Annotated in this window: 15 protein-coding genes; 4 read left to right on the forward strand and 11 right to left on the reverse strand. The window is 68.2% G+C overall.

Annotation, left to right across the window (positions count from 1 at the left end; all coding sequences use genetic code 11):
- Nucleotides 1-92: 92 nt before the first annotated feature.
- Genes ISP14_RS03695 through ISP14_RS03710 form a run of 4 tightly spaced genes read right to left on the reverse strand, consistent with a single transcriptional unit; the run spans nt 93 to nt 4,707 of the window.
- Entirely contained in the window at nt 93-1,325 is a 1,233-nt protein-coding gene (locus ISP14_RS03695) for an AGE family epimerase/isomerase (RefSeq protein WP_404536356.1), read from the reverse strand.
- Nucleotides 1,322-2,296 (reverse strand): carbohydrate kinase family protein, encoded by a 975-nt coding sequence (locus tag ISP14_RS03700; RefSeq protein WP_404536358.1) that lies wholly within the window; start codon nt 2,294-2,296, stop codon nt 1,322-1,324. Before ISP14_RS03700 ends, ISP14_RS03695 begins: the two co-directional genes overlap by 4 nt.
- Nucleotides 2,297-2,305: 9 nt before the next feature.
- Nucleotides 2,306-3,622, reverse strand: coding sequence for an L-fucose:H+ symporter permease (fucP, locus tag ISP14_RS03705; RefSeq protein WP_404536360.1), 1,317 nt, complete (start codon nt 3,620-3,622; stop codon nt 2,306-2,308).
- Nucleotides 3,623-3,648: 26 nt separating this feature from the next.
- The gene (locus ISP14_RS03710; protein WP_404536362.1) at nt 3,649-4,707 is read right to left on the reverse strand and encodes a LacI family DNA-binding transcriptional regulator; all 1,059 of its coding nucleotides are present in this window, start codon (nt 4,705-4,707) and stop codon (nt 3,649-3,651) included.
- 147 nt (nt 4,708-4,854) lie between these two features.
- Here ISP14_RS03710 and ISP14_RS03715 point away from each other — a divergent pair, with 147 nt between their 5' ends.
- The 4 genes from ISP14_RS03715 to ISP14_RS03730 all read left to right on the forward strand — a co-directional run bounded on the left by ISP14_RS03715 (nt 4,855) and on the right by ISP14_RS03730 (nt 11,145).
- Nucleotides 4,855-7,203, forward strand: coding sequence for a GH92 family glycosyl hydrolase (locus ISP14_RS03715; protein ID WP_404536364.1), 2,349 nt, complete (start codon nt 4,855-4,857; stop codon nt 7,201-7,203).
- A gap of 109 nt (nt 7,204-7,312) precedes the next feature.
- Entirely contained in the window at nt 7,313-9,109 is a 1,797-nt protein-coding gene (locus tag ISP14_RS03720; protein ID WP_404536366.1) for a sensor histidine kinase, read from the forward strand.
- Nucleotides 9,106-9,552 carry a response regulator gene (locus ISP14_RS03725; RefSeq protein ID WP_404536368.1) on the forward strand — a complete coding sequence of 149 codons (447 nt, stop codon included), beginning with the start codon at nt 9,106-9,108 and terminating at the stop codon, nt 9,550-9,552. Before ISP14_RS03720 ends, ISP14_RS03725 begins: the two co-directional genes overlap by 4 nt.
- 30 nt (nt 9,553-9,582) lie before the next feature.
- Nucleotides 9,583-11,145 carry a response regulator gene (locus tag ISP14_RS03730; protein WP_404536370.1) on the forward strand — a complete coding sequence of 521 codons (1,563 nt, stop codon included), beginning with the start codon at nt 9,583-9,585 and terminating at the stop codon, nt 11,143-11,145.
- Between the two features lie 138 nt (nt 11,146-11,283).
- On the opposite strand, the gene ISP14_RS03735 is transcribed toward ISP14_RS03730, so the two are convergent.
- The 7 genes from ISP14_RS03735 to ISP14_RS03765 all read right to left on the reverse strand — a co-directional run bounded on the left by ISP14_RS03735 (nt 11,284) and on the right by ISP14_RS03765 (nt 23,732).
- Entirely contained in the window at nt 11,284-12,681 is a 1,398-nt protein-coding gene (locus ISP14_RS03735) for a sigma-54-dependent transcriptional regulator (protein WP_404536373.1), read from the reverse strand.
- A gap of 88 nt (nt 12,682-12,769) precedes the next feature.
- A complete protein-coding gene (locus ISP14_RS03740; RefSeq protein ID WP_404536375.1) occupies nt 12,770-13,831 on the reverse strand; it encodes an alpha/beta hydrolase in 1,062 nt (353 codons plus the stop codon).
- A gap of 28 nt (nt 13,832-13,859) precedes the next feature.
- Complete coding sequence (locus ISP14_RS03745; protein ID WP_404536377.1) at nt 13,860-15,524, reverse strand: trehalase family glycosidase; 1,665 nt, start codon at nt 15,522-15,524, stop codon at nt 13,860-13,862.
- Between the two features lie 106 nt (nt 15,525-15,630).
- Nucleotides 15,631-17,451 (reverse strand): putative 2OG-Fe(II) oxygenase, encoded by a 1,821-nt coding sequence (locus ISP14_RS03750; protein WP_404536379.1) that lies wholly within the window; start codon nt 17,449-17,451, stop codon nt 15,631-15,633.
- Between the two features lie 50 nt (nt 17,452-17,501).
- Entirely contained in the window at nt 17,502-19,745 is a 2,244-nt protein-coding gene (locus ISP14_RS03755; RefSeq protein ID WP_404536381.1) for a glycosyl hydrolase family 95 catalytic domain-containing protein, read from the reverse strand.
- Nucleotides 19,746-19,800: 55 nt separating this feature from the next.
- Complete coding sequence (locus tag ISP14_RS03760; protein ID WP_404536384.1) at nt 19,801-21,066, reverse strand: MFS transporter; 1,266 nt, start codon at nt 21,064-21,066, stop codon at nt 19,801-19,803.
- Nucleotides 21,067-21,155: 89 nt separating this feature from the next.
- The gene (locus ISP14_RS03765) at nt 21,156-23,732 is read right to left on the reverse strand and encodes a TonB-dependent receptor (protein WP_404536385.1); all 2,577 of its coding nucleotides are present in this window, start codon (nt 23,730-23,732) and stop codon (nt 21,156-21,158) included.
- Between the last annotated feature and the right edge of the window lie 21 nt (nt 23,733-23,753).

Below are 23,753 nucleotides of genomic sequence, written 5' to 3' on the forward strand. Positions count from 1 at the left end.
CAGGCGCGGTGTCAGTCCGATCTTCCGTGCGCTGAAAAGAAGATGCCCGCTCGCGCGGGCATCGGGTCAGCCGGAATCGGATGCGGCGGGTGTCAGCGGGCGTACACCTGCAGCAGTTCGTAGCACGCGCCCATGGTGTGGTAGTCCACCTTGCCGGCGGGGCTCTTTTCGTCGCTGTATTTGCGGTTATCGACCGTGAGGATGCGATACCAGGCGCCGTACTCGTGGTCGACAAAGTGCTTCCACGAGTAGGCCCACAGCTTGTCGAACCACGTGGCGTAGGCGGCATCGCCGGTGCGTGCGTGGAGCAGGGCGGCGGCGGCGAGCGATTCGGCCTGCACCCAGAAGTACTTATCGTCGTCGCACACACTGCCGTCGGGGGCGAAGCCGTAGCACAGGCCGCCGTGCGTGTCGTCCCAGGCGTGCTTCACCGCGGTGTCGAACAGGTGGCGGGCGGTGGGCACCAGCCAGCTTTCCTCGCGGTTGCGCTCCAGCAGCAGCGATTCGAGGATCAGCAGCAGCTTGGCCCACTCGGTCTGGTGGCCGGGCTGGAAGCCCCAGGGGCGGAACAGGTGCTTCGGATCGTCCTTGTGGTAATCCCAGTCGATGCGCCACTGCGCGTCGTAGTGCTCCCACACCAGGCCGTCGGCCAGTGCGGCCTGGCGGCGCGTCATGTGGTCGGCGAGCGTGAGCGCGCGCTCGAGGTAGCGTGGCTCGTCGCTGGCCTGGTACGCGGCCAGCATCGCCTCGCACATGTGCATGTTGGCGTTCTGGCCACGGTAGCTGCTGAAGTGCCAGTCGGCGTCGGCCTCATCGCGGTACAGGCCGGCTTCGGCATCCCAGAAGCGCTGTTCCAGCAGCTCCCAGGTCTCGTCCATCCACGCGGCGGCTTCGGCGATGCCGGCCTTGCGCGCGCTGGAATAGGCCAGCAGCACGAAGGCGACGCCGTAGGCGTGGTTGGTGCGGTCTTCGGCCTTGCCGTCGCGGATCGTCCACGCGTAGCCGCCGCTCTGCGCATTGCGGTGCACGTCGCGCAGGTAGCGCAGGCCGTGGCGCACGGCATCGCGGTACTCGGCGGCGAGCTTTGCGTCGCCGGCGAACTCGATCGCCGCCATGGCGTAGTTGAAGACGAAGCGCGTGCTGCTCACCAGGTGGCGGTGGTTGCGGTCGTAGATCGTGCCGTCGTCCTTGTAGTAGTGGAAGAAGCCGCCGGCCGGGTCGATCGCGTGCGGGTGATAGAACGCCATGGTGTCGGCGATGTGCCGGCGCAGGAAGGCCGGCGATCGGAAATCCGGCAGGGGTGTGGCGGGAAGGACGGAACTCATGCGTGCGTTTCCATGAAAGCGAGGACTTCTTCGGTATTCGGCAGCGAGGCGAACGAGCCCTGCCGCGTCACCGCCAGCGCGCCGGCGGCGGCGGCGTGGCGCAACAGCGTGTGCAGGCGCGGCAAGGTGGCGACCAAGGTGTCGAGGTCGTCCGGGCCGACTCGCTGCTCGGTCAGCTGCTGCAGCAGGCCGCCGACGAAGGCATCGCCTGCCGCGGTGCTGTCCACGGCGGGCACGCGGTAGGCGGGCAGTTCGCCCTCGGCGTCGGGATGGAACCAGCGCAGCGGGTTCGGGCCGTCGGTGACCACCAGCAGGCGCGTGCGGCCCTGCCACAGGCGTTCCAGCACGGCGTCTTCGCCGTCCACCGCCAGCCAGGCGAATTCCTCGGCGCTGAGCTTCACCAGGTCCGCCAGTTGCAGCGCCGGCCACACCTGGGTGCGTGCATCGGCGTCGCGCGGCCACAGCGCGGGGCGCAGGTTGAGATCGAAGCTGACCAGGGCGCCGGCGACATGGGCGCGGCGCATGCCTTCGCGGGTGGCTTCCGCGGCGGCGGGTTCGGTCATGCTGTTGGAGCAGACATGGAACACCGCGGTGTCGTTGAAGGCGTCGGCGTGGAAGTGCTCGGGCCGGAACAGCAGGTCGGCCGAGGGCGGCCGATAGAAGCTGAAGCTGCGTTCGCCGTGCGCGTCCAGCGCCACGAAGGCCAGCGCGGTGTTCGCCTCGCCGGTGCGCGCCACGTCGCGGGTGCCCACGCCGGCATGGTGCAGGCTGTCCAGCAGCAGGTCGCCGAACAGGTCGGTGCCCAGCATCCCGGCGAAGCGTGCACCACCGCCCAGCTTGGCCACGGCCACCGCCACGTTGGCGGGTGCGCCGCCGGCGAAGGGCACGAAGGCGCGCGGATAGCCGTGCGGGTCGCGGCCCTCGGCATGGAAATCGATCAGTGCTTCACCGAAGCAGAGTACGGAAGGCATGGGGCGGGATCACTTCGGGCTGGTGGCGAGCTCGCGGATCTTCGATCCGCGGCGGCCGTAGAAGACGATGTAGGCGTAGCAAAGCACCGGCAGTACGAAGGCCGGATGGATGCCGATGTGGTCGGCCAGCATGCCCTGCAGTTTCGGGATCACGGCACCGCCGACGATAGCCATCACCAGCAGGCTGGAAGCCTTGTCGGTCAGCGGGCCGAGGCGCTCGATGCCGAGCGCGAAGATGGTCGGGAACATGATCGAGTTGAACAGGCCCACCGCCACGATGCTGTACATCGCCAGGGCGTGGTGGCTGAGCATGCTGGTCAGCACCAACGCACCGGCGATGGCGGCGAACAGCGCCAGCAGCTGGCGCGGATTGAAGCGGGCCAGCAGGAAGGTGCCGACGAAGCGCCCCAGCATCGCGCCGCCCCAGTAGTAGGCCACGTAGTCGGCTGCGTGGGCTTCGCTGATGTTGCCGATTTCCGGCTGCGACAGGTAGCTGATCAGGAAGCTGCCGATGGATACCTCCGCGCCGACATAGCAGAAGATCGCCAGCACCGCGTAGGCGACGTGCGGCACGCGCAGCGCATCCCACAGCGAATGGCTGCCATCGTCGGCAGCCACCTGGCCCAGCCGCGAAGGCAGGCGCACCCACCAGACGAACACCGCCAGCAGCACCAGCAGCGCGGCCAGCACCAGGTAAGGCACCTGCACCAGCTGTGCCTGTTGCACGTGGTAGGCGGCGAGCTGCGCGTCGCTCAGCTTGCCGAGCTGATCCGCGCCGAGGATGGTGCCGAGGATCACCATGCCCCCCAGCTTCGGCCCCAGCGTGGTGCCGAACGAGTTGAGCGTCTGCGCCAGGGTCAGCCGGCTGGACGCGGTGCGCTCCGGCCCGAGCAGGCCGACGTAGGGATTGGCCGCGACCTGCAGTACCGTGATGCCAGTGGCGAGCACAAAGAAGGCCGCGAGGAACAGGTCGTAGTTCCGCCACTGCGCGGCCGGCCAGAACATCGCCGCACCGATACCCGCGATCAGCAGGCCGGTGACCATGCCGAACTTGAAGCCGATCCGTTCCACCAGCTTGCCGGCCGGCAGCGACATCAGGAAGTAGGCGCCGAAGAAGACGAACTGGACCAGCATCGCCTGGGAGTAGTCGAGCGTGAACAGTGCTTTCAGGTGGGGGATCAGCACGTCGTTGAGGCTGGTCAGGAAGCCCCACATGAAGAAGATCAGCGTGCAGGACGCCATCGCCGCCGGGTAATCGGTGAAGCGGCCGTTGCCGGCGCTGTCATTGGCGGCTAGCGAAGGTTGTGGTGCGGAGGCGAAGGCCATGCGGTTCCCCTGGTCGGTGGGCGCGCTCAGGCGCTGGTCGGCGGGCAGCTGCTGGCGCGTACCACCAGTTGCACCGGTGCGATGGTGCGTTCTGGCGTCGCCTGCGGGTCGCGCAGGCGTTGCAGCAGCAGTTCGGCCGCCTGGCGTCCGCGCGCGCGCGGCTTGGAGGCGAGCGTGGTGAGCGGCGGCGCGCTCAAGGCGGCTTCGGCGATATCGTCGAAGCCGGTGACGGCGAAGTCGCGCCCTGGCTGCATGCCGCGCTGGTACAGGCCCAGCATCAGGCCCAGCGCCACCGCGTCGTTGTAGCAGACCGCCGCGGTGGGCGCGGGCGCGTCGAAGAACAGCGCGCCGCATTGTGCTGCCGCGTCCACGCGGTTCGGAGCGCACTCGATGCGCCAGTGCGGCTCGATGGTCAGCCCGGCCGCCCGCATCGCCTCGACATAACCGGCATGGCGCTGCTGGCAGGAGCTGGAGCCCTGGTGGCCGCCGAAGAAGGCGATGCGCTTCTGGCCCAGCGCGATCAGGTGTTCGGTGGCGAGCCGCGCGCCGCGCTGGTTGTCCAGCATCAGCCGGTCCCAGGGCGCCTCGGACGAAGCCTCGCCGGCGAGTTCGCGGTTGAACAGCAGCAGCGGCGTATGCATGCCCACCGTGGCCAGCACCCGCGCAGCGGCGCTGCCCTCGGCAGGCGACAGGATGATGCCGGCCGGGTCGTGTTCAAGCAGCGAGGCGAGCACGGCCTGCTCGCGGGCATTCGATTCGCCGGTGCTGCCCAGCAAGGTGACGTAGCCCGCGCCGCCGAGTGCTTCGTCCACGCCCGTGGCAAACTCGGCGAAGAACGGATTGGCGAGGTCGTTCAGCACCAGCGCGATGCTGGACGAGGTGCGCCGGCGCAGATTGGCCGCAGCCCGGTTGTAGACGTAGCCCTGCCGGCGCAGCTCCTCCTCGACCCGCGCGCGGGTGAGCTTGTTCACCAGCGGGCTGCCGCGCAGCACCAGCGACACGGTGGCGCGCGACACGTCGCAGCCTGCGGCGATGTCGGCGAGGGTGACCTTGCGATTGGCGTGAGGCGTACTGTCCGTGGCCATGCTCGTCGTTATGGGCAATTGGAACGATCAAAATGTACCGGAACCGGGAGTGGGATGGTTCCGCGATGCAACATGCGCGGGCGCGAGGCCCGGTGTTAGCGTCTGCAGCTTGGAACGATCCAAATTTCGACGCAAGGGGAGCCCCCAATGAAACATCATGATCCGCGCGCATGGCAGACGGTTGCACTGGCGGCTTCCCTGGCCCTGCTCTCCACCGGCGCTCTGGCGGCCAATGGCCATGCGGCCGCGGTCGATCCGCGCATCGGCACCGGCGGCGACGGCCACACCTTTCCTGGCGCCACCGTGCCGTTCGGGATGATCCAGCTCTCGCCCGACACCGCGATGCCGGACTTCAAGCACGCCTACAAATGGGCTGCCGGTTACCAGTACGGCGACCCCAGCATCATGGGTTTCTCGCACACGCATTTCTCCGGCTCCGGCCATTCGGACCTGGGCGACGTGCTGGTGATGCCGGTCGCCGGCGACGTGAAGCTGGACCCGGGCGAACCGGACAAACCGGGCAGCGGCTACCGCTCGCGCTTCAGCCACGACAGCGAGGTAGAGCAGGCCGGCTACTACGCGGTGACGCTTTCCGATTACGGTGTGCGCGCCGAACTCACCGCGGGGCGGCGCGTCGGCTGGCATCGCTACACGTTTCCGAAGAACCGGCCCGCGCACGTATTGCTGGACCTGCGTCCCAGCATCTACGACTACTCCGGCAAGGTGCTGTGGTCGCGCCTGCGCGTAGGCGCCGATGGCACCGTCAGCGGCTGCCGCACGACGCGCGGCTGGGCGCCGGGACGCGAGCTGTGCTTCGCGATGCGCTTCTCGCAGCCGATGGTCTCGCGCACGCTGTACGACCGCGAGACGAACGTGGTCTACAAGGGGTTCCAGGGGCCGGGCAACCAGGCCGAGGACCATGACGCCGAGAACGGCCGCGCGCTGGAGGGCGTGTTCGACTTCGGCAAGCTCGACAAGCCGCTGTTGGCGAAGGTGGCGATCTCGCCGGTGAGCGAGGCCAACGCCATCGCCAATCTCGACCAGGACGGCAAGGGCTGGGATTTCGACGCCCGCCGCACCGATGCCACCGCGGCATGGAACAAGGCGCTGTCCGTGATTGACGTGGAGGGTACGCCGGCGCAGCGCACCGGCTTCTATACCTCGCTGTACCACGCGATGCTCGCACCCACGCTGAGCATGGACGTCAACGGCGAATACCGCGGCCCCGACCATCAGGTACACAAGGCCCAGGACAAGCAAGGGGCGTACGACTTCTATTCCAGCTGGTCGATGTGGGACGTCTACCGCGCCGAGGAGCCGCTGATGGTGCTGCTTCGGCCCGACCTCAGCACGCAGTTCATCCGCTCGCTGATCGCCACGCAGCAGGACAGCCCGTTCGGCATGCTGCCGGTATGGGCGTACCAGGGCCTGGAGACCTGGTGCATGACCGGCTACCACGCCGTGGCGATCATCGCCGACGCCTACGTCAAAGGCGTGCGCGGCTACGACGCTAATGCCGCGCTGAAGGCGATGGTGTCCACCGCCACTTACGGCAATTACGGCGACCTCGCCGATTACATGAAGCTCGGCTACGTGCCGATCGACAAGGAAACCGAGGCCGGTTCCAAGACCCAGGAATATGCCTACGACGACTGGGCGGTCGCGCAGATGGCCAAGGCCATGGGCAAGAACGACGTCTATGCCAGCTTCGAAAAACGCGCGGCCAACTGGCGCAACGTGTGGGATCCGCAGACCGGCTTCATGCGCGCCAGGTTGAGCAACGGCCAGTTCCGCACGCCGTTCGATCCCGCTTCCGCCGCCTACGGCAGCGACTACACCGAGGCCAATGCCTGGCAGTACTCCTGGTACGTGCCGCAGGACGTCGCCGGGCTGGTGGCCGCCTACGGCGGCGATGCGAAGTTCGTCGGCAAGCTCGACCAGTTGTTCGACGCCAAGGTCGACCCGGCCATCTTCAAGAACGTGGAGGACATCACCGGCCTGATCGGCTGGTACGCCCACGGCAACGAGCCCAGCCACCACATCGCCTACCTGTACGACTATGCCGGCGCGCCGTGGAAGACGCAGCAGCGGCTGAAGCAGATCATGGACAGCCAGTACCACGTCGGTCCGGATGGCCTGGTCGGCAACGACGACCTCGGCCAGATGTCGGCCTGGTACATCTTCACCGCGCTGGGCTTCTACCCGGTGACGCCGGCCAGCGTCGAATACGCGATCGGCCGGCCGTTCGTGCCGAAGGCGGTGCTGCATCTGCCGAATGGCCACACGTTCACTGTCGTGGCCGAGCACCTGGACGATGCGCATCCTTATGTCGGCCAGGTCACGCTGAACGGCAAGCCGCTGGACCGGGTCTACCTGCGCCACGGCGAGATCCTCGCCGGCGGCGAGCTGCGTTTCGTGATGCAGGCCGAACCGAATCGCCAGTGGGGCGCGGCAGTGTCGGCGCGGCCGGCGGCGATGAGCGCCTACCGGCCGTGAACCGCCGCCTCGCCGGGCTGGTGGCTGGCGGCAAAACCTGCGCAGAATAGCCCGGTGCCCGACACGGCCCGGGCGACGCCGGGCAGGAGCCGCCGATGACGACTGTCCAATGAAAGTCAGGGGTCTGCTGCGCTGGCGTGTCGCCGGTCTGCTGCTCGCGATGGTCGTCATCGTGGCGCTGCCGTATCTCGCCACACGAGTGATGGCCGACGAAACGCAGCAGACCAACCTCTGGCTCAACCATGCCAGCATGGTCAAGGCGGTCACCTACCGCATCGCCTACCTGATCCGCGACAGCGAGGCGGCGTGCTACCGCATCCTGGCCGGCGACGGCGACGCGGCGACCGGGCAGCGTGCCGGCAGCGCCAGGGACCAGGTGCCGGCCCTGCTGGCGCAGTTGCGCACCCTGACCCGCGACAACCCCGACCAGCAGGCGCGCATCGGCGCGCTGGAAAGCGTCACCAACGGCCGCGTCACCCTGGTGGACCAGGCGCTGGCGCGGCTGCGCAAGGGCGACACCGATGGCGCGCGGCAGTCGCTGCGCGACACCGGCGACCTGTTTCACATGCACGTGCTGATCGACGGCATCGCACAGACCGAGGACCGCCTGCTGGCCGACCGCACCCGCGACGTCGTGCAGCAGGTGACCCGCAGCCAGTTCGTGCTCGGGCTCACCGCGCTGGCCCAGCTGGTGCTGCTGATCGTGGTGGTGATTTCCTCCGAACGGCAGATCGGCAAGCGCCAGCTGGCGGAAACCCGCGAAGGCCGCGCGGTGCTCCGCTCGCAGATGATCGTGCAGGCGGTACGCGAGCCGATCGCGCTGTTCGACGAGCAACTGCGCAGCCTGCTGGTGAACGCCGCCTTCAGCGAGCTGTACGGGCTGGACCCGAAGCACCAACGCGCGTTGCCGCTGCCGCAGATCGGCGATGGCGCCTGGAGCGACGGCGCGCTGCTGCAGCGGCTCAACGACGTGCTGCTGCGCAACCGCGAACTGTGGGACTACGAGCTGGTGCAGCGCACCGCCGACGGCGTGGACCGCCACGTGGTGATCAACGCCCGGCGCATCCAGCAGCAGGACAGCGACGCACAGGCGCTGCTGCTGACGGTGAGCGACGTCACCGCGCGCGCATTGGCCGAGCAGAAGGTCAGCGAGCTGAACCATCAGCTGGAAGGCAAGGTGGCGCAGGTTTCCGACGTCAACCGCGAGCTGGAGGCGTTCAGCTACTCCGTCTCGCACGACCTGCGTGCGCCGCTGCGCCACATCGCCGGTTTCGCGCGCAAACTGCGCCAGCACCTGGGCGAACGGGTGGACGACACCGGCAGCCACTACCTCGACGTGATCGGCAACTCGGCGCAGCGCATGGCGCAGCTGATCGATGACTTGCTGGTGTTCTCGCGCCTCGGCCGCGGCGCGCTGCGGCTGCAGCCGGTGGACATGCAGTCGCTGGTCGAAGAGGCGCGTGCACTATGCGAGGCGGAGGGCGCGGACCGGCGCATCGCGTGGTCGATCGCGCCGCTGCCGATCGTGGTGGGCGACGAGAACATGCTGCGCACGGTGTGGCAGAACCTGATAGGCAATGCGGTGAAGTACACCGGCCAGCGCGAGCTCGCGCACATCGCGGTGGACGTACAGCGCAATCGCAACGGCGACTACGAATTCACCGTGAGCGACGACGGCGCCGGCTTCGACATGCAATACGCCGACAAGCTGTTCGGCGTGTTCCAGCGCCTGCATCGCGCCTCGGATTTCCCCGGCAACGGCATCGGTTTGGCGAACGTACGGCGCATCCTCGCCCGCCACGGCGGCCGGGTCTGGGCCGAGTCCGAGCCGGACCGGGGCGCACGCTTCCACTTTTCGCTGCCGGCACGGGACCTGTCCGGCGCATCACCCGAGAGAAGCCCATGATGAATCGCTACATCCGCACCATCCTGCTGGTCGAAGACAGCATGGCCGATGCCGAAATGTCGCTGGACGCGCTGCGCGAAGCCAATCTCGCCAACCCGGTAGTGCATCTCGAGGACGGCGTGGAGTGCATGGACTGGCTGCAGTGCCGCGGCGCGTGGGCCACGCGCGAACCGGGCAATCCCGCGGTGGTGCTGCTGGATATCAAGATGCCGCGCATGGACGGCCTGGAAGTACTCACCCGGATGCGCGCCGACGAAAAGCTGCGGCGCATCCCGGTGGTGATATTGTCCTCCTCGCGAGAGGAAAGCGACCTCGCGCGCAGCTGGGACCTTGGCGTCAATGCCTACGTGATCAAACCGGTGGATGTGGACCAGTTCTTCACCGCGGTACGCACGCTGGGACAGTTCTGGGCGGTGCTGAACCAGGCGCCGGAGCAGGACTGACGCGGCGGCGCCGAGGCGAGGGGAGAACGCATGCACGGTCCGCACGACCACGCGGCGCGCCTGATCCGGGTGTTGCTGGTGGAGGACAACCACAACGACGCCGAACTGGCGCTGGCCGAGCTCGACAACGACGAGCTCGCCCACGACGCGCGCGTGGTCGACAGCGAGGAGGCCTATGTCGTCGCGCTGCACGAGTTCGTGCCCGACATCGTGCTGTCCGACCTCAGCCTGCCGGGGTTCTCCGGGCAGCGCGCGCTGGAACTGCTGCGCCTGCACGACACGGACCTGCCCTTCATCTTCGTTTCCGCCACGCTGGGCGAGGAGGCGGCGATCGAGGCGCTGCACAACGGCGCCACCGACTACATCCTCAAGCAGAATCCCGCGCGCCTCGCCAGCGCGGTGCGGCGCGCACTGGCTGAGGCCGCAGAGCGGCGCGCCAGCCATCGCGCCCAGGCCGAGCTGATCCGCGCACAGCGCTTCGAGAGCCTGGCGATGCTGGCCGGCGGACTCAGCCACGACCTGCGCAACCTGTTGCAGCCGCTGCTGCTGGCGGGCGAAAGCCTGCGCGATCATGCCGACGATCCGCAGCTGGCGCGTCTGGGCGCGCTGGTGCGCGACTGCGGCAAGCGCGGGCTGGACATGGTGCAGTCGATGCTGTCCTTCGCACGGGGCGCGCGGCGCGCCGAGCAGGTGCGCCTGGGAGCGCTGATGGATGCGCTGGGCCTGTTGCTGCAGGGCAGCGTGCCACGCGCGATCGACATGGAAATGGCGGTCGATGCGCCCGAGCTCACGTTCGCCGGCAACCATACCGAGCTGCAGCAGTGCCTGCTCAACCTCTGCCTCAACGCGATCCAGGCGATGCCGGAAGGCGGCCAGCTGCGCATAGAGACGGCGCAGGAACGGCTCGATGCGGAGTTCTTCGTATCTGAGGAACAGCAGCGTCCCGGCCGGCACCTGCGCCTCAGCGTAATCGACAATGGCCCCGGCATGAGCCGCGAAGTGCTGGCGCGGCTGTTCGAACCGTTCTTCACCACCAAGGAAACCGGCACCGGCCTGGGCCTGCTGTCATGCCGGCGCATCGTAGCCAGCCACGGCGGCGTGATGCGGGTGGACAGCGTGACGGGCCACGGCACCCGCTTCGACCTGTACATCCCGCTGCAGGAAGCGGCGGCGGACGCAGCCGAGTCGAACGGCGACGACAACGACAACCTCGAGGGCGCTGCCGAGCAGGTGCTGGTGGTGGCCGAGGCGGCCAGCCAGCTGTCCCTGCTCAGCGACACGCTGGATGCATGGGGCTACCAGGCCCATGCCAGCCAGAGCGGCACCGCCGCGCTGCAGTGGATCGGTGCGCACGGCCTGCCCGACCTGGTGCTGATGGACGCCGACATGAACCTGTTCACCGGCGTGCGCACGCTGGGCGCACTGATCGAGCAGGGCTACACCGGGGCGGTGGTGATGCTGGTACGCCCCGACGCACCACCGAACCTCGGCGAACTGCCGCCGCTGCCGCGCCTGCACGTGCTCGACAAGCCGGTCACCACGCGAACGCTGCTGCGCTCGCTCAGGTTGGCGCTGGTCGACGCTGTGGACTGACCAGCTCAACGCTTGTTTCCTGCCGGAGAGCGCGTGGGATGCCCGCGCGGTGCTGCATTTGCGCGTCTCCCCTCTCCCGCAAGCGGGCGAGGGGAGAAAGCATGGGCCTCTCCCAGTCTTTTCAGGGGGCCGGCGGCGTCAATCGATGCCTAGCTTCTTCAGCTTGTAGCGCAGTGCCCGGAATGTGATACCGAGCTTTTTCGCGGCGGCGGTCTTGTTGTAGCGCGATTCTTCCAGCGCCTTCACGATCGCGCCGCGTTCGAGGTTGCTGATGTAGTCGTCCAGACCGCCGTCGCCAGCTGGGGCCGGCGCTGCTGCTGTCGCGGCCGGTGCCGGCTGACCTGCGCCGGCTGGCGCGGTCTCGGCGCGCGGCATGCGCTGCGGCAGCATCAGGTCGCTGGCGTCGATGTGCTCGCCGTCGCACATCGCGGTGGCGCGCTCGAGGATGTTTTCCAGCTCGCGCACGTTGCCGGGGAAGTCATAGCCTTCCAGCGCCTGCCGCGCCTCGGCCAGCAGCTGGCGCGGGTTGCCGCCGTCCTTGCGCGAGAGGCCTTGCAGAATGAAGCTGGCCAGCAGCGGCACGTCGCCGCGGCGTTCGCGCAGCGGCGGCACGCGCAGCTCGATCACGTTGATGCGGTAGAACAAGTCCTGGCGGAACTGGCCTTGTTCGACCAGGGCGGCGAGGTTCTTGTGTGTGGCAGAGAGGATGCGCACGTCCACCGGCACCTCCTCGCGCGCGCCGATCGGGCGCACCGCCTTCTCCTGGATCGCGCGCAGCAGCTTCACCTGCATGTGCAGCGGCAGCTCCGCCACTTCGTCGAGGAACAGCGTGCCGCCGTGCGCGGCCTGGAACAGGCCTTCCTTGTCGGTGTGCGCGCCGGTGAAGCTGCCCTTCTTGTGGCCGAAGAACTCGCTTTCCATCAGTTCGGACGGGATCGCGCCGCAGTTGACCGGCACGAAGGGGCCTGTGGCGCGCGGACCTTGTTCGTGGATCAGCCGGGCCACCAGTTCCTTGCCCACGCCGGATTCGCCGGCGATGTACACCGGCGCCTGGTTGCGCGCGAGCTTGGCGATGGTGGCGCGCACCATCTGCATCGCCGACGAGTCGCCGATCAAGCGCTCGCCCGCGTTGCCGGCCTTCGCCGCGGCCTTGCCGCTGCGCCGCTCCTCGGCCAGGCGCAGCGCGGTGCGCACCAGCTGGCGCAGCATCTGGATGTCCACCGGTTTGGAGACGAAGTCGAAGGCGCCGGCCTTCAGCGCGTTCACCGCGGCGTCCACGTTGCCGTAGGCAGTGATCATCGCCACCGGCATCTCCGGGTGGTTGGCGGCGATGTGCTCGACGATCTCGTGGCCGGTGCCGTCGGGCAGGCGCATGTCGGTGAAGCAGAGGTCGTAGGCCTTGTCGGCCAGTGAGCGGCGCGCCTCGGCGACGGTGCCCACGGCGTCGACCTGCAAGTCCATCCGCCCCAGCGTGATGGTGAGCAGTTCGCGGATGTCGCGCTCGTCGTCGATGACCAGGACGGTCTGCTGGCTCATGGGCTGTGGCGGTGGTGGCGGGAGTGCGGTGAGGATACCCGCGGCGCCGACGGGGGGCAAAGCGCGGAGCGGGCGGCCGCGTCCCGGCTCAGCGGGCCAGATGGTGGTCGAAGAAGGCGGTGATGGCGGTGTAGGCCTGCTGCGACTCCGGCAGCTCCGGGTCGGAGAAGAACGCGTGCCACATGCCCTCCCATACGCGCAGTTCGGTGGGCACGTCGGCCTGGCGAAGCAGCTCGTTGCTGCGCACCACCGAGCTCAGCGCCATGTCGCGTGTGCCGGTGATCAGCAGCGCGGGCGGGAATTTCGCCAGCAGCGCGGGCGACAGGCCGGGCTGCAGCAACGGGTCGTGCGGGTCCGCGCCGTGGAAATACGGCAGCGCGTCGAGGCCGAGCGGATGCGCCGGTACGCCCTGGCCGTTGAGCAGCGGTGCGACGAAGGACGCGTCGCCGGCAAGGTCCAGCAGCGCGCCGCAGAACATGCCGATGGCGCCGGGTACGGGTAGCCCGTCGTGGATGAAGCGCGCCACCGCCTGGCCGGTGAGAATGCCGCCGGCCGAGCAGCCGTAGATGCCGATCTGTTCCGGGCGATGGGTTTTCAGCAGCTCGCGGTAGACCGTCGCGACGTCCACGCTGGCGGTGGGGTAGCTGTATTCCGGACCCTGCCGGTAGTCCACGCCGATCACCTCGATGCGGCCGAGGCTGGCGATCGGGATGGACTCGACCAGCGCGCCGCTGTGCGCGCCCCACAGGAAGGCGCCGCCGTGCAGGTTCAGCAGCACGCGGCGGCGGTTTTCCGGTGCCACGCCTTGTGCGGGCAGCACCACGTCGGCGCCCACGCCGGCGATCGTCTGGTGGCGTACCTGCACCGGGTAGAGCTTCTCCATGCGCGCGGCACGGTCGCTGTTCATGCGGTCGTAGAAGGCGCGGCTCTCGGCGATCGGCGCGGTGATCGGCGGCGCCTTGGCGCCCGCGGCGAGCATTTTCGGGAAGAACGCGCGCGCCTGCGGCGAGGCGAGCGCGGAGTAGGGCACGCTGGTGGTGGGGGCGGTGACGGTGCCGTCGGGTTTCACCCCGGGCCTGGCGTCCTGCGCAGTGGCGGCCAGGCTGCCGCAAAGCAGCAGGACGATGCACGAAAGATGCCGGTGGCGCATGGCGATGCCTCGCGGGAGCGGGTGGAGTTCACGGTGTCGTGGTCGGCTGGCTTGCGGATTTTCCGGTGCTGCCATCCAGCAGCTGCCGCAGCTTCAGGTACACGCCGTTGGTCCAGCCGAAGCCGATGACGTTGGCGGTGTAGCCCGCGCTCACTTTCACGTCGGCGTTGCCCAGCGTCATGTTGTATTTCTCGCGGATGGTGCCGTCCGCGGCGAGGCTGCGATCGACGGTGGCCATGAACTTGCCGGCGAGGCGGTGCGCGTCGTCGTGGAAGCCATAGGCGTCCAGGCCGGCGATGGCGAGCCAGTTGGTCGGCGCCCAGCCGTAGGGTGCGTCCCACTGCGCGCCGGTGACGTGCGTGCTCATGGCCAGGCCGCCGCGTTGCTCGAACAGCGCGAGCTTGCCGCGCACGGCCTGCGCCTGTGCGGTGGAAGCAGCGCCGGCCCATAGCGGATAGAAGGTGGAGAGGTAGGGATCTCGCGACGGCTTGCCCGCGACGAAGTCGTAGTCCATGTACATGCCCTGCGCAGGCTGCCAAAGGTAGCGGTCCATCGCCGCCTTGCGCGCAGCCGCGGCCTGCGCCCAGCGTGTCGCGTCGGCCGCCTTGCCGAGCGCGGCGGCGAAATCGTGCAGGTCGTGCTCGTAGCGGTAGAGCAGGCTGTTCAGATCCACCGGGGCGTAGTGATGGGTGGCGCCGGCGAACGGGCCGAAGTGGAAGTTCACGTCGAAGCCCGATTCGCGCATCGCGCGATCGCCGAGGTAGTAGTCGGCGGTGAGGCGGTAGCCATCGACCCACGCCTCGGCGCAGGCCTTCGATGCCGCGACGTCGCAGCTGGCGGTTTTCAGGCGCGCCGCTTCGGCGGCATCGGGGTGTTGCGATGCCTTGAGGAGGTAGCCGGGGTCGTCCGCGCGATGCGCCAGCAACCAGCGGATCACGCCCTGGTAATAGCTGGCGTCGTGCGCTTCCAGCACCGGGCCGTGGCCGTAGTCGAAGTAGCGCGCCAGGCCGGTATCGCCGGCGCGGTGTTCGGGGCGCATCCACAGGTCGTGGTTGCGCACCGCCAGCGGATAAGCCTGCGCCAGCCAGGTGCGCTTGTCGGCGTCGTCGCGGAAGCTGGCGGGGGCGTCCAGCAGCGCGGCCATCATCGCGCCGAGGAACGGCGGCTGCGAACGACTGAGGTAGTAGCTGCGGTTGGCGTTGAGCACGCCGCCGTAGTGCTGCACCTCGAACAGTGCGTTGTCCACCATGTCGCGCGCCAGTGCCTCATGGTGATCGGCGAGCAGGCCCAGCTCGATGAAGTAGCTGTCCCAGCCGTACATCTCGTTGAAGAAGCCGCCGGGCACCACATAGGGATGCGGCAGGTAGAGCAGGCCTTGCAGCGGCAGCGTGGCGGGATCGAAATCGCCGAGCTGGCGTATCGCCTGCGGCAGCCGGTGCACTTCGACATGGCAGGCCGCCGCGATGCGCGGAAGCGCGCCCGGCATAGGCAACTGCTGCGGCAGGTAGACGGCGAGTTGCGTGTCGCCCGGCCCCTTGCCGAAGGCGGAGCAGTCGTCCATCCGGCGGGTGAGCGTGGACCAGGCATGGTGGACGTAGTTCAGCGTCTTCGCGGCGTCGGGGGTGGCCGCCGGAGCCTGGGGCGCGGACAGCATCGCAAGCAGCAGGGAGGCAAGGCAGGCGCGGAATTTCATGGCGGAGTATCCCCGGTGGGACGGATGGCGGTTATCGACAAGGCGGCGTTGTCGCCGGGTGGGGGCACCCGGCGGCTGCGCAAGGCGGGGACGGGCGCGCTGCGCTTCATGCGGCGGCTCCCGGTACAAGGTCGAAGGCGACCGTCAGGCGTGCATGGTCGCTGCGGAACGGCACGGTGCCGTGCCAGAGGTAGGACGGGAACAGCACCAGCCGCCCGGGTTCGGGGCGCACGGAATGCTGGGCATGCAGCGGCGGCTGCGTGGCGATGCCGGGCTCGCCGAAGGCGAGGCAGCCGTCCGGCGTAGCGGCGCCGGCCATGCCGTCGGGCAGGTCGACGTAGAAGGCCGAGGAGATCCAGCCGCGCGGATGCACGTGGCTGGCGTGGTAACCGGCGTTGCGCAGTCGTACCGACCAGCTGCCGTTGTAGCGGTAGCGGCCGTGGTTGCGGCGGCGCAGGGCATCGTCGCCGTGGCCGATCTGCGCGAGGTAGTCGTTGATCGGCGCATCGAAGGCCCGGAACAGCGCCTGGATCGCCGGATCGGCGTGACGCGCCAGGTCGCCGGTGGTCTCGGTGCCGTGGCGCAGCGACTGGAACAGCAGTGGATGGCCGTGCGGGTCGTGCAAGCGTTCCAGGCTGCGTTTCAGGTCGGCGAGGAAGCCGGCGAGGTCCGGCCATCCCGGCGGCGCTTGCAGGCGATACGGCCGCACCCGCTGTGGGTAGTCGCAGTAGACGTCGTGGCGCGCGTCGCCGAGCAAGCGCCAGGCGGTGGTCTGCAATGCAATCAGATACTGGTCGTCGGGTGCGCCGGCCAGCAGGATGTCGCAATGCCCGAGGGCATGGCGGGCGTCGCCGACGCCGAGCAGGGCCGCGGCCAGCAGGCTGCGCGCGGCGGTGCTGGCGGGCGACCGCTGCAGCGCGCGTTCCGCCAGGGCGAGCGCGGTGGCGGGTTCGAATTCCAGTGCGGAGAGGCCCGCGCGTACCAGCAGGGCCGGCGCGGCTTGCGCATGTGCGGCGGGAGCCGCGAGACAGGCATAGGCGCCGCGTGCGTCGCCAGCGCCCTGCAGGATGGCGGCCTTGGCGGCAAGCAGCGCGGTGTCGCCGGGGAACCTGCGCAGGGCTTCATCGAGCGTGGTGGTGGCCTGGGCGAGGTCGCCGCTGCGCATCCACACCAGCCGGGCGAGATGGTCGTGCGCCTCGACGTGGCGCGGCTCCAGCCGCAGGCTGTCGCGCAGGGCGGCTTCGGCGTGGGCGAATTCGCCCAGCGCGACCAGGCTGCGTGCGCGGGTGAAGTGGGTGGCGGCGGTCGCGGCGCCGAGCGTCAGCGCACGGGCAGCGGCGCGTTCGGCCTCGACATGCTCGCCGCTCGCGCCGAGCGCGATCGCCAAGGCATGCACGGCGACCGGATCGGTGGGGGCGGCTTCAACCGCGCGACGGTAGAAGCCTGCAGCCTCGTCGCGGCGGCCCAGCGCGGCCAATGCGGCCACATGCTGCGTGGCCAGCTCGGCATCGACCGCTCCGCTGGCGCACAGTGGCGCGAGCAGTGCGAGTGCTTCGGCCGGGCGCTGGCTGTCGTTGCAATGCCGCGCCAGCAGCAATGCGGCACGCGGGAGTTTGGTGGCCGCGCGGCGCAGCAGCGGTTCGGCTTCGCCGGGACGGCCGGCGCCGAGCAGCAGTTCACCGAGGGTGGCGAGCGTGGGCGCCCAGTTCGGATCGAGCGCCAGCGCGTGGCGCAGCAGTGTCTCCGCGCCTTCGGTGTCGCCGAAGCCGGAGTGCAGGCCGCCGAGCAGGCGCAGCGCTTCCACGCAATCCGGATGCGCCGCGACGATGGCTTGCAGCCGGTCGTGGGCGTTGCGCAGGTCGCCGGCTTGCAGCAGCGCGCCGACCTGGCGCATGGCTTCGAGCAGCGGGAGCGTGGCAGTGGACATGGCGTGGGTTGGTGGAACTCGGTTCTATGCTGGCGGTTCCACCCGGTCCGTCAATGTGCGTGTTGCACCAGTGTCGCCTTGCCCGACGCGTCGCGCTCGACCGTGATGTCGTAGCGTTTGCCGCGGAAGCTCACGCCCTTGAGCGTGAGCGACTTCCATGCAGGCGGCAGTACCGGTGCGTAGGCAGGGTCCAGCCCCTTGTCGTCGATGCGCAGGCCGGTGAGGCCGTAGACCAGGCTCTGGATGTAGCCGGCCGAGGTGGCGAGGATGTAGCCGGCGTTGTTGGCCGCGGTCTCGGTGCGCACGTTGAAGGGCGGTTTGAGGAAGCCCACCAGGTTGCGCTGCAGCCATTCGCCGGCGGCCTTGCCGTTGCCGAGCTCCGCCTCGCCCACGGCGAGCATCACCATCATCATCTCGTTCGGGTCGTCGCCGTGGGTCTTCAGCTCGTGCAGCTGGAAGTCGAAGTCGTTGCGGCGCACGGCGTCGCTCATCGGCAGGTCGAGGTTGGGGTACATCAGCCAGGCCAGCGAGGAACCCATCCAGGTGATCTTGTCGTGCGGCACCGAGGGGTCGAAGTCGTAGTGGCGCTGCGCAGCGGCGTCGAACGGGATGTACATCTTGTCGGCGATGCGCGACCACTGCGGGTCGGGCGTGGCGCCGACCTGTTTCGCCGCCGCCACGGCGATGCGCAGCGCCTTCTGTGCGGCGGCATTGGTGAACGCGTCGTTGGGCACGTCGTTGTAGGCCTCGTCGGGCGAGGTGACGTGCAGGATCTCATAGCGGTCGCGCGCCTTGTCGTAGCTGACGCGGCTGGCCCAGAACTCGGCCACGCCCTGGATCACCGGCCAGCCGTACTGTTTCAGCCAGTCCCGGTCGCCGCTGGCCAGCCAGTACTGCCATTGCGCGATCGCGGCATCGGCGTTGACGTGGATCTCGCGGTACACGTCGTAGGCGAAGTGGGGCGTGTTGTCCACGCCGGTCTGCGGATCGGATTCCCACGGATACATCAAGCCCTTCGCGCCGTATTGCCGCGCGCGTTCGCGCGCCGGCTGCATGGTGCGGTGGCGGAACATCGCAATCGGCTTGGCGCGCTCGGGATGCAGCAGCAGCAGCGCGGGGAACACCCACGAGTCGCTGTCCCAGAACGCGTGGCCGGCGTAGTTCGGAGTGAGCGCGCAGGCGCCCATCGGCCAGGCGGTGCCTACGGTGGAGTTCGACAGCAGGTAGTACAGGTCGGAATGCACGGCCTTCTGCACCTGCGGATCGCCGTCGACCACGACGTCGGATTGCCACAGCCGGTGCCACGCGTCCCGGTGTCGCGCGAGCAAGCTGTCGAAGCCGGTCGTGCGCGCCTGCGCGGCGAGGGCAAGGTCGGCCTTCGCGTCGCCGCCCCAATCCTCGCGCGAGATGGCGACGTACTTGGTGAAGGCGTAGCTGTGGCCACGTTCGACGTGCACCGTGAGTTCAAGCGAGAGCTTGTATGGCCCCTTCGACACCGTGGCGCCCTTCACCGCGATGCCGGCCGGCAGTTCGAGCGCAGCGGCCTCGGTCATCGCCAGGCCTTGCTCGGCACGGCCGTCCAGCCACAGCGTCAGCGCCTTCGCGTCGCCGTCGTTGGACACCACCCGGGTGTAGCCGGGATACCACACCGCCGCGCGGTCGGGTGTGGGTACGGGCTTGTTGTCGAGATTCTGCCCGCTGGCGATCACGGCGGCGATCATCTGGTCGCCGTTCATGCTGCCGATCGGGAAGCGCGGCTGGTGTTCCGACCACAGCCGGATCGGGAAGCTGAGTTGCACGTCGCCGTCGAACTGCGGAGTGATGGTGAAGCGGACTGCGGCGAGGTGCGGGTTGGCCTGGCTGACGAAGCTCTGCACCTCGACGCCGGTCGATTTGTTGGCGTAGTCGAATCTGTAGCGGGTGGTGAGCGTGGCGTCGTGCATGTCCAGCGTCTGCGCGTAGCCGCTGAAGATCTTCGCGTCCAGCCGCGTCGCGTTGAGCCAGCCGCCGCCGGGGTTGTAATCGATCTCGTTCCAGCCGGGGATCGCCGCAGGGCGGGCGATGTCGCCCTTGCCGTAGTCCATGAACGCGACCATGTAGCTGCGGCCGGGTTCGGTGCCGCGCGGCGAGGTCATCACGGAGAAGTAGCCGTTCGCCAGATAGCTCGGGAAATAGTTGCCGAAGTTGTCGCTGGTGCCGGTCAGCAGGAAGCTGGGGTCGGTGGCCGCCATCGCTGGCGCGGCGAGCAAGGCCGCGGCGGCGAGGCAGGCGAGGCGGACGAGACAGGCTTTCATGCGTGCTCCGGCAGGGGCTGGGCGTGGATCGGTCGATGCCTGGCGGCGGGATGGTTCATTTGGCGACCAGGCCGATGGCGGTCGGGCCGGTCGGGCCTCTGCGATCTGTTTCGCGCTTGAAGAAGAACAGCGCCAGCAACACCAGGCTCATCGGCAGCAGCGAAAAATAGAACGCGTCGATGCCGTTGGAGCGGGCGAATACGACCGCGGTGATGCGCGAGCCCAGGGTGCCGCCCAGCGCCGAGAAGATCACGATCAGCCCGGTCATCGCCGCGTGCGACGGCTTGGGCAAGGAACTCAGTACCACGGAATTGATCACCGGGTAGATCGGCGCCATCAGCAGCCCGACCAGCGGGAACAGCCAGGCTGCCAGCGGGGCGTTGCGCCAGCTGATGTCTGCGCTCGGCGCCACATCGCGGGCCAATGGCAGGCTCACCAGCACGATCGCCGCCATGCCGACCACGCAAATGTTGAGCAAGGTGTACCAGTGCAGCCGCCGCAGCGCCTGGCCGGCGGCGAGGCGTCCCAGCGCGATCGCGCCGGGCAGGATGCTGGCGAGCTGGATGCTCATCGCGTTCGGCAGCTTCAGGATCTCGTTGTTGAAGGTCGGCAGCCAGGTGGAGAAGCTCTGCTCGATCAGCACGTAGAGGAAGGCCGAGATCAGGAATACGTAGACCAGCGGCCGCACGAACAGCTGCAGCATCTCGACCAGCGAGCCCTTGATGGTCGAGGTGTGTCTGTTGTGCGCCGCCGATTCGTCCATGCGCGAGCTGGCGAGCAGCGCGATCACTACCACGCACAACGCGGCCAGCACCCAGTACACGTTGAGCCACGCCAGGTCGGCTGGCGCGGCATGGTTGATGAACGCGCTGAACAGCCAGTTGCCGGCCAGCACGCCGAGCATGAAGGTGCCCTCGATGGTCGAGGTCAGCCGGCCGTGCGCGGCGCGGTCGCTGGTGAGCAGGCCGATCGACGAATACACGCCGACCTTGGCCAGCGCGAACGAGATGCCGACACAGGTGAACAGCACTTCGGTGGTGCGGAAACCCGGCCACAGCGGCATCAGCACGCAGGCGACGCCGAGCAGCGCCAGCGCCAGGATCATCGCGCGCCGATAGCCGATCAGCGGCAGGAAGGAGGCCGCGCCGAAGGAGACCGCGGCGATGGTGAGGTCTTTGAACAGTTCGAGCAGGCTGGCTTCGGTCTTGCCGACGCCGAAGCTGGCGATCGATTGCAGGATCACCGTGCCCACGCTGTTGAGCAGGATCGCGAAGACCACGTAGGTCAGCGCGAGCGCGGCGATCATGCGGAAACGATTCATGCGCACCTCTGGCGGATGACCCGCGCCGAAAAAGGCGGCCCGGACCGATGTTACGCAATCCGGGCCGCCGCGCGGGGTAAGCGATTACCTCAGAACTGGTATTTCACCTGCAGGTTGTACTCCTTGCCTTCCAGCGGGCGCGCCAGGATCACGCCGGTGGCGCCGGCCGCCGAACCCGCGATGCGCGAGTTCGATTCGGTCAGGCCCAGCGTGTCGGTCACGTTGGAGCCGACCAGGGTGAACAGCCAGTGCGGGCCGTAGTTGTATTGCGCGCCCACGCTGAAGTCGGTGTAGTTGCCCAGCTGCTGCAGGGCGAGCTGGTCCTGGGTGTGGTTGCCCACATACTCCATGGTCACCCACAGGCGCAGGTCGCCATAGGCCGTGGGGAAGCGCAGGGCCGGGGTCAGGCGGACCTGGAACTTCGGCTGGCGCTGCAGCTGCTTGCCCTGGTAGGTGCCGACGAATTCGCCGGTGGGGTTGCCCGGCGTCGGCAGGCCGTAGAACACCGCGTCGCCCTCGAAGTGCGAGTAGTGGCCGTCCATCCAGTCGCCGACTGCGGTGACCGAGAAGATCTGGTCTGGCGTGTTGGCGTGCAGGGTGAAGTTGATACCCTTGGTGTCCGAGCCGTAGGTGGACTTGCTGCCGAACGGCACGCCCAGCAGCGAGGGCTGGTAGCTCAGGCCGTCGAACTGGCGGTGGTAGAACGAGATGTCGGCGTTGAACACAGGGGCCTGGTATTTCCAGCCGACCTCGAAGTTCTGGACCTTCAGCACCGGCAGCGTATCGCCGGTGACGCTGCCGCGCAGATCGTCGAAACCGTTGAAGTGCACGCCCTTGTTGGCACGGGCGTAGACGGCCATGTTGTCCTGGATCTTGTAGGTGACGCCTGCGGTCCACGAGGTGTGGGTCTTGTTGTAGTCGGTGACTGCATAGGTGCCGTTGCACATTGCCACGGCGTTGTCGTAGAGCGTGTTGGGGTTGCCGTCGATATTGACGTTGGAGAGGTTGCACACGGTGTTGCGGGCGTCCTCGTTCTCAAGCCGCGCCGAGGCGTCGAAGATCCACTGGTCGAGCTTCCAGGTGTCGGACAGGTAGAACGCCTTGTTGGTGGCTACGCCGTTCTCGGTGATGTTGTAGCCACCGTTGTAGATCAGGCCCTGGCTGTTGGTGACGTAGTAGGTCTGGCCGCCTTGCACGTAGCTCACCGCGATCGGCGTGGCGTTCGGGGTGTTGGTCATCAGCATCGGGTTACCGAGCGACCAGCGGTCGTTGTCGGTGTAGTGCGCCAGGTACAGGCCGGCGGTCAACGTGTTGCCCTCGAACAGTTCCTTGCTGAGGCGGAAGTCGTTGACCACGCTTTTGAGGTTCTTGTGGATGTGCCACAGCCCCTGGCTGATCACGTCCGCGTTCGGGTCGGTGACGATGCCCGAGCCGTTGGTGTAGCTGGCGGTGTACACAGCCCCGGCGGGGACGGTGTTGCTGGGGTAGGTGCCGGCGGTGTTCTCCCAGCTGCTGAGCGTCTGCGGGTTGCTGCCGGAGAACAGCCCATTGGTATCCATGTTGCCGCCGTCGACCAGGAATTTGTCGCTGACATTCCAGCCGTTGCCGAAGTCCCAGTCGAAGTTGACGCCGAAGAAGCCGAGCTGGGCGCCGCGGCCGTCGGCGAGGTTCACGCTGGTGCCGCCGCCCGGGTAGCTCTCCAGGTAGGTGTGCTGCATCGCGTTGCTGTAGTAGGTGCTGGTCAGCGGATTGAAGCCGGGGTAGGCCGAGAAGATGCCTGAGCGGTCCTGGATCAACGGGATCGGCGTGATGAACTGGTTCTTGTCGTCGAGGCCGCGCGCCCAGAACATCAGCGTGCCGTTGTCCCAGTCCTTGGTCAGCGTGGCGGTGAGCTGGCCGCCCTTGTCGGACGCGTATTGCGGATCGCGCACGCCGTCGGAATCGCGGTAGAAGCCGCCCACGCTGCCGTACCAGCCGTTCTTGCCGATCGGAAAGCCGTAGAAGCCGTCGATGCGCTTGAGGTTTTCCGAACCGTAGGTCACGCCGATGCTGCCCGACGGCGTGTCGGTGCCCTGCTTGAGGATGTAGTTGGAGGTGAGGCCGATCTGGCCGTCGCCGAACACCACCGACGGGCCGCCCTGCAGGATTTCCACGTGGTCGATGGTGTCGTCGAGGCGGAACATCGAGCTCTGCTCGAAGAACGACAGCGACGGCATGCCGTACAGCGGCGTGCCCATGATCTGGTTGGTGTAGAACGGCGCGTCGCCGCCACCCGGGAAGCCGGCGATCTCGATGTTGGCGCCGGTCTCGCCGCCGGTGGATTCGGGCCACACGCCGGGCGAGATCTTCAGCAGGTCGGCGGCGCTGCGCGGATTGGCCTGCTGGATCTGGGCGGAGGTGGCCGTGGTGATCGAATAGCTGGCGTCGATCTTGCGCACGCCTGCAGTACTGGCCGAGCCGGTGACGACGACTTGCTGCAGCGCCTGCACCGACTTGCCGTTCTTCTCCTTGGCGTCGGCCTTCTTCGCGGGGCTGGTGGCGGTCGCCGCCGGCGTGCTGCCGGTGGCCTGGGTCTGGCTGTTGTCCTGGGCCAGCGCGGTGCCGGATCCCAGGGCGGCCGCGATCGCCGCGGACAGCGTCAAGGTGGTGAATAGCCGAGCGCTCATGTTCTGACTCCCCGTCAGTTC

Origin of the sequence: Dyella agri (assembly GCF_044904705.1) — a bacterium.
GTDB classification, from domain to species: Bacteria; Pseudomonadota; Gammaproteobacteria; order Xanthomonadales; family Rhodanobacteraceae; genus Rhodanobacter_A; species Rhodanobacter_A agri.

What these genes read in the sequence shown, in the direction of transcription:
- ISP14_RS03765 (WP_404536385.1), bottom strand. Translation starts at nt 23,732, where the DNA reads ATGAGCGCTCGGCTATTCACCACCTTGACGCTGTCCGCGGCGATCGCG.
- ISP14_RS03735 (WP_404536373.1), bottom strand. Translation starts at nt 12,681, where the DNA reads ATGAGCCAGCAGACCGTCCTGGTCATCGACGACGAGCGCGACATCCGC.
- fucP (WP_404536360.1), bottom strand. Translation starts at nt 3,622, where the DNA reads ATGGCCTTCGCCTCCGCACCACAACCTTCGCTAGCCGCCAATGACAGC.
- ISP14_RS03745 (WP_404536377.1), bottom strand. Translation starts at nt 15,524, where the DNA reads ATGAAATTCCGCGCCTGCCTTGCCTCCCTGCTGCTTGCGATGCTGTCC.
- ISP14_RS03755 (WP_404536381.1), bottom strand. Translation starts at nt 19,745, where the DNA reads ATGAAAGCCTGTCTCGTCCGCCTCGCCTGCCTCGCCGCCGCGGCCTTG.
- ISP14_RS03695 (WP_404536356.1), bottom strand. Translation starts at nt 1,325, where the DNA reads ATGAGTTCCGTCCTTCCCGCCACACCCCTGCCGGATTTCCGATCGCCG.
- ISP14_RS03740 (WP_404536375.1), bottom strand. Translation starts at nt 13,831, where the DNA reads ATGCGCCACCGGCATCTTTCGTGCATCGTCCTGCTGCTTTGCGGCAGC.
- ISP14_RS03730 (WP_404536370.1), top strand. Translation starts at nt 9,583, where the DNA reads ATGCACGGTCCGCACGACCACGCGGCGCGCCTGATCCGGGTGTTGCTG.
- ISP14_RS03750 (WP_404536379.1), bottom strand. Translation starts at nt 17,451, where the DNA reads ATGTCCACTGCCACGCTCCCGCTGCTCGAAGCCATGCGCCAGGTCGGC.
- ISP14_RS03760 (WP_404536384.1), bottom strand. Translation starts at nt 21,066, where the DNA reads ATGAATCGTTTCCGCATGATCGCCGCGCTCGCGCTGACCTACGTGGTC.
- ISP14_RS03715 (WP_404536364.1), top strand. Translation starts at nt 4,855, where the DNA reads ATGAAACATCATGATCCGCGCGCATGGCAGACGGTTGCACTGGCGGCT.
- ISP14_RS03720 (WP_404536366.1), top strand. Translation starts at nt 7,313, where the DNA reads ATGAAAGTCAGGGGTCTGCTGCGCTGGCGTGTCGCCGGTCTGCTGCTC.
- ISP14_RS03710 (WP_404536362.1), bottom strand. Translation starts at nt 4,707, where the DNA reads ATGGCCACGGACAGTACGCCTCACGCCAATCGCAAGGTCACCCTCGCC.
- ISP14_RS03700 (WP_404536358.1), bottom strand. Translation starts at nt 2,296, where the DNA reads ATGCCTTCCGTACTCTGCTTCGGTGAAGCACTGATCGATTTCCATGCC.
- ISP14_RS03725 (WP_404536368.1), top strand. Translation starts at nt 9,106, where the DNA reads ATGATGAATCGCTACATCCGCACCATCCTGCTGGTCGAAGACAGCATG.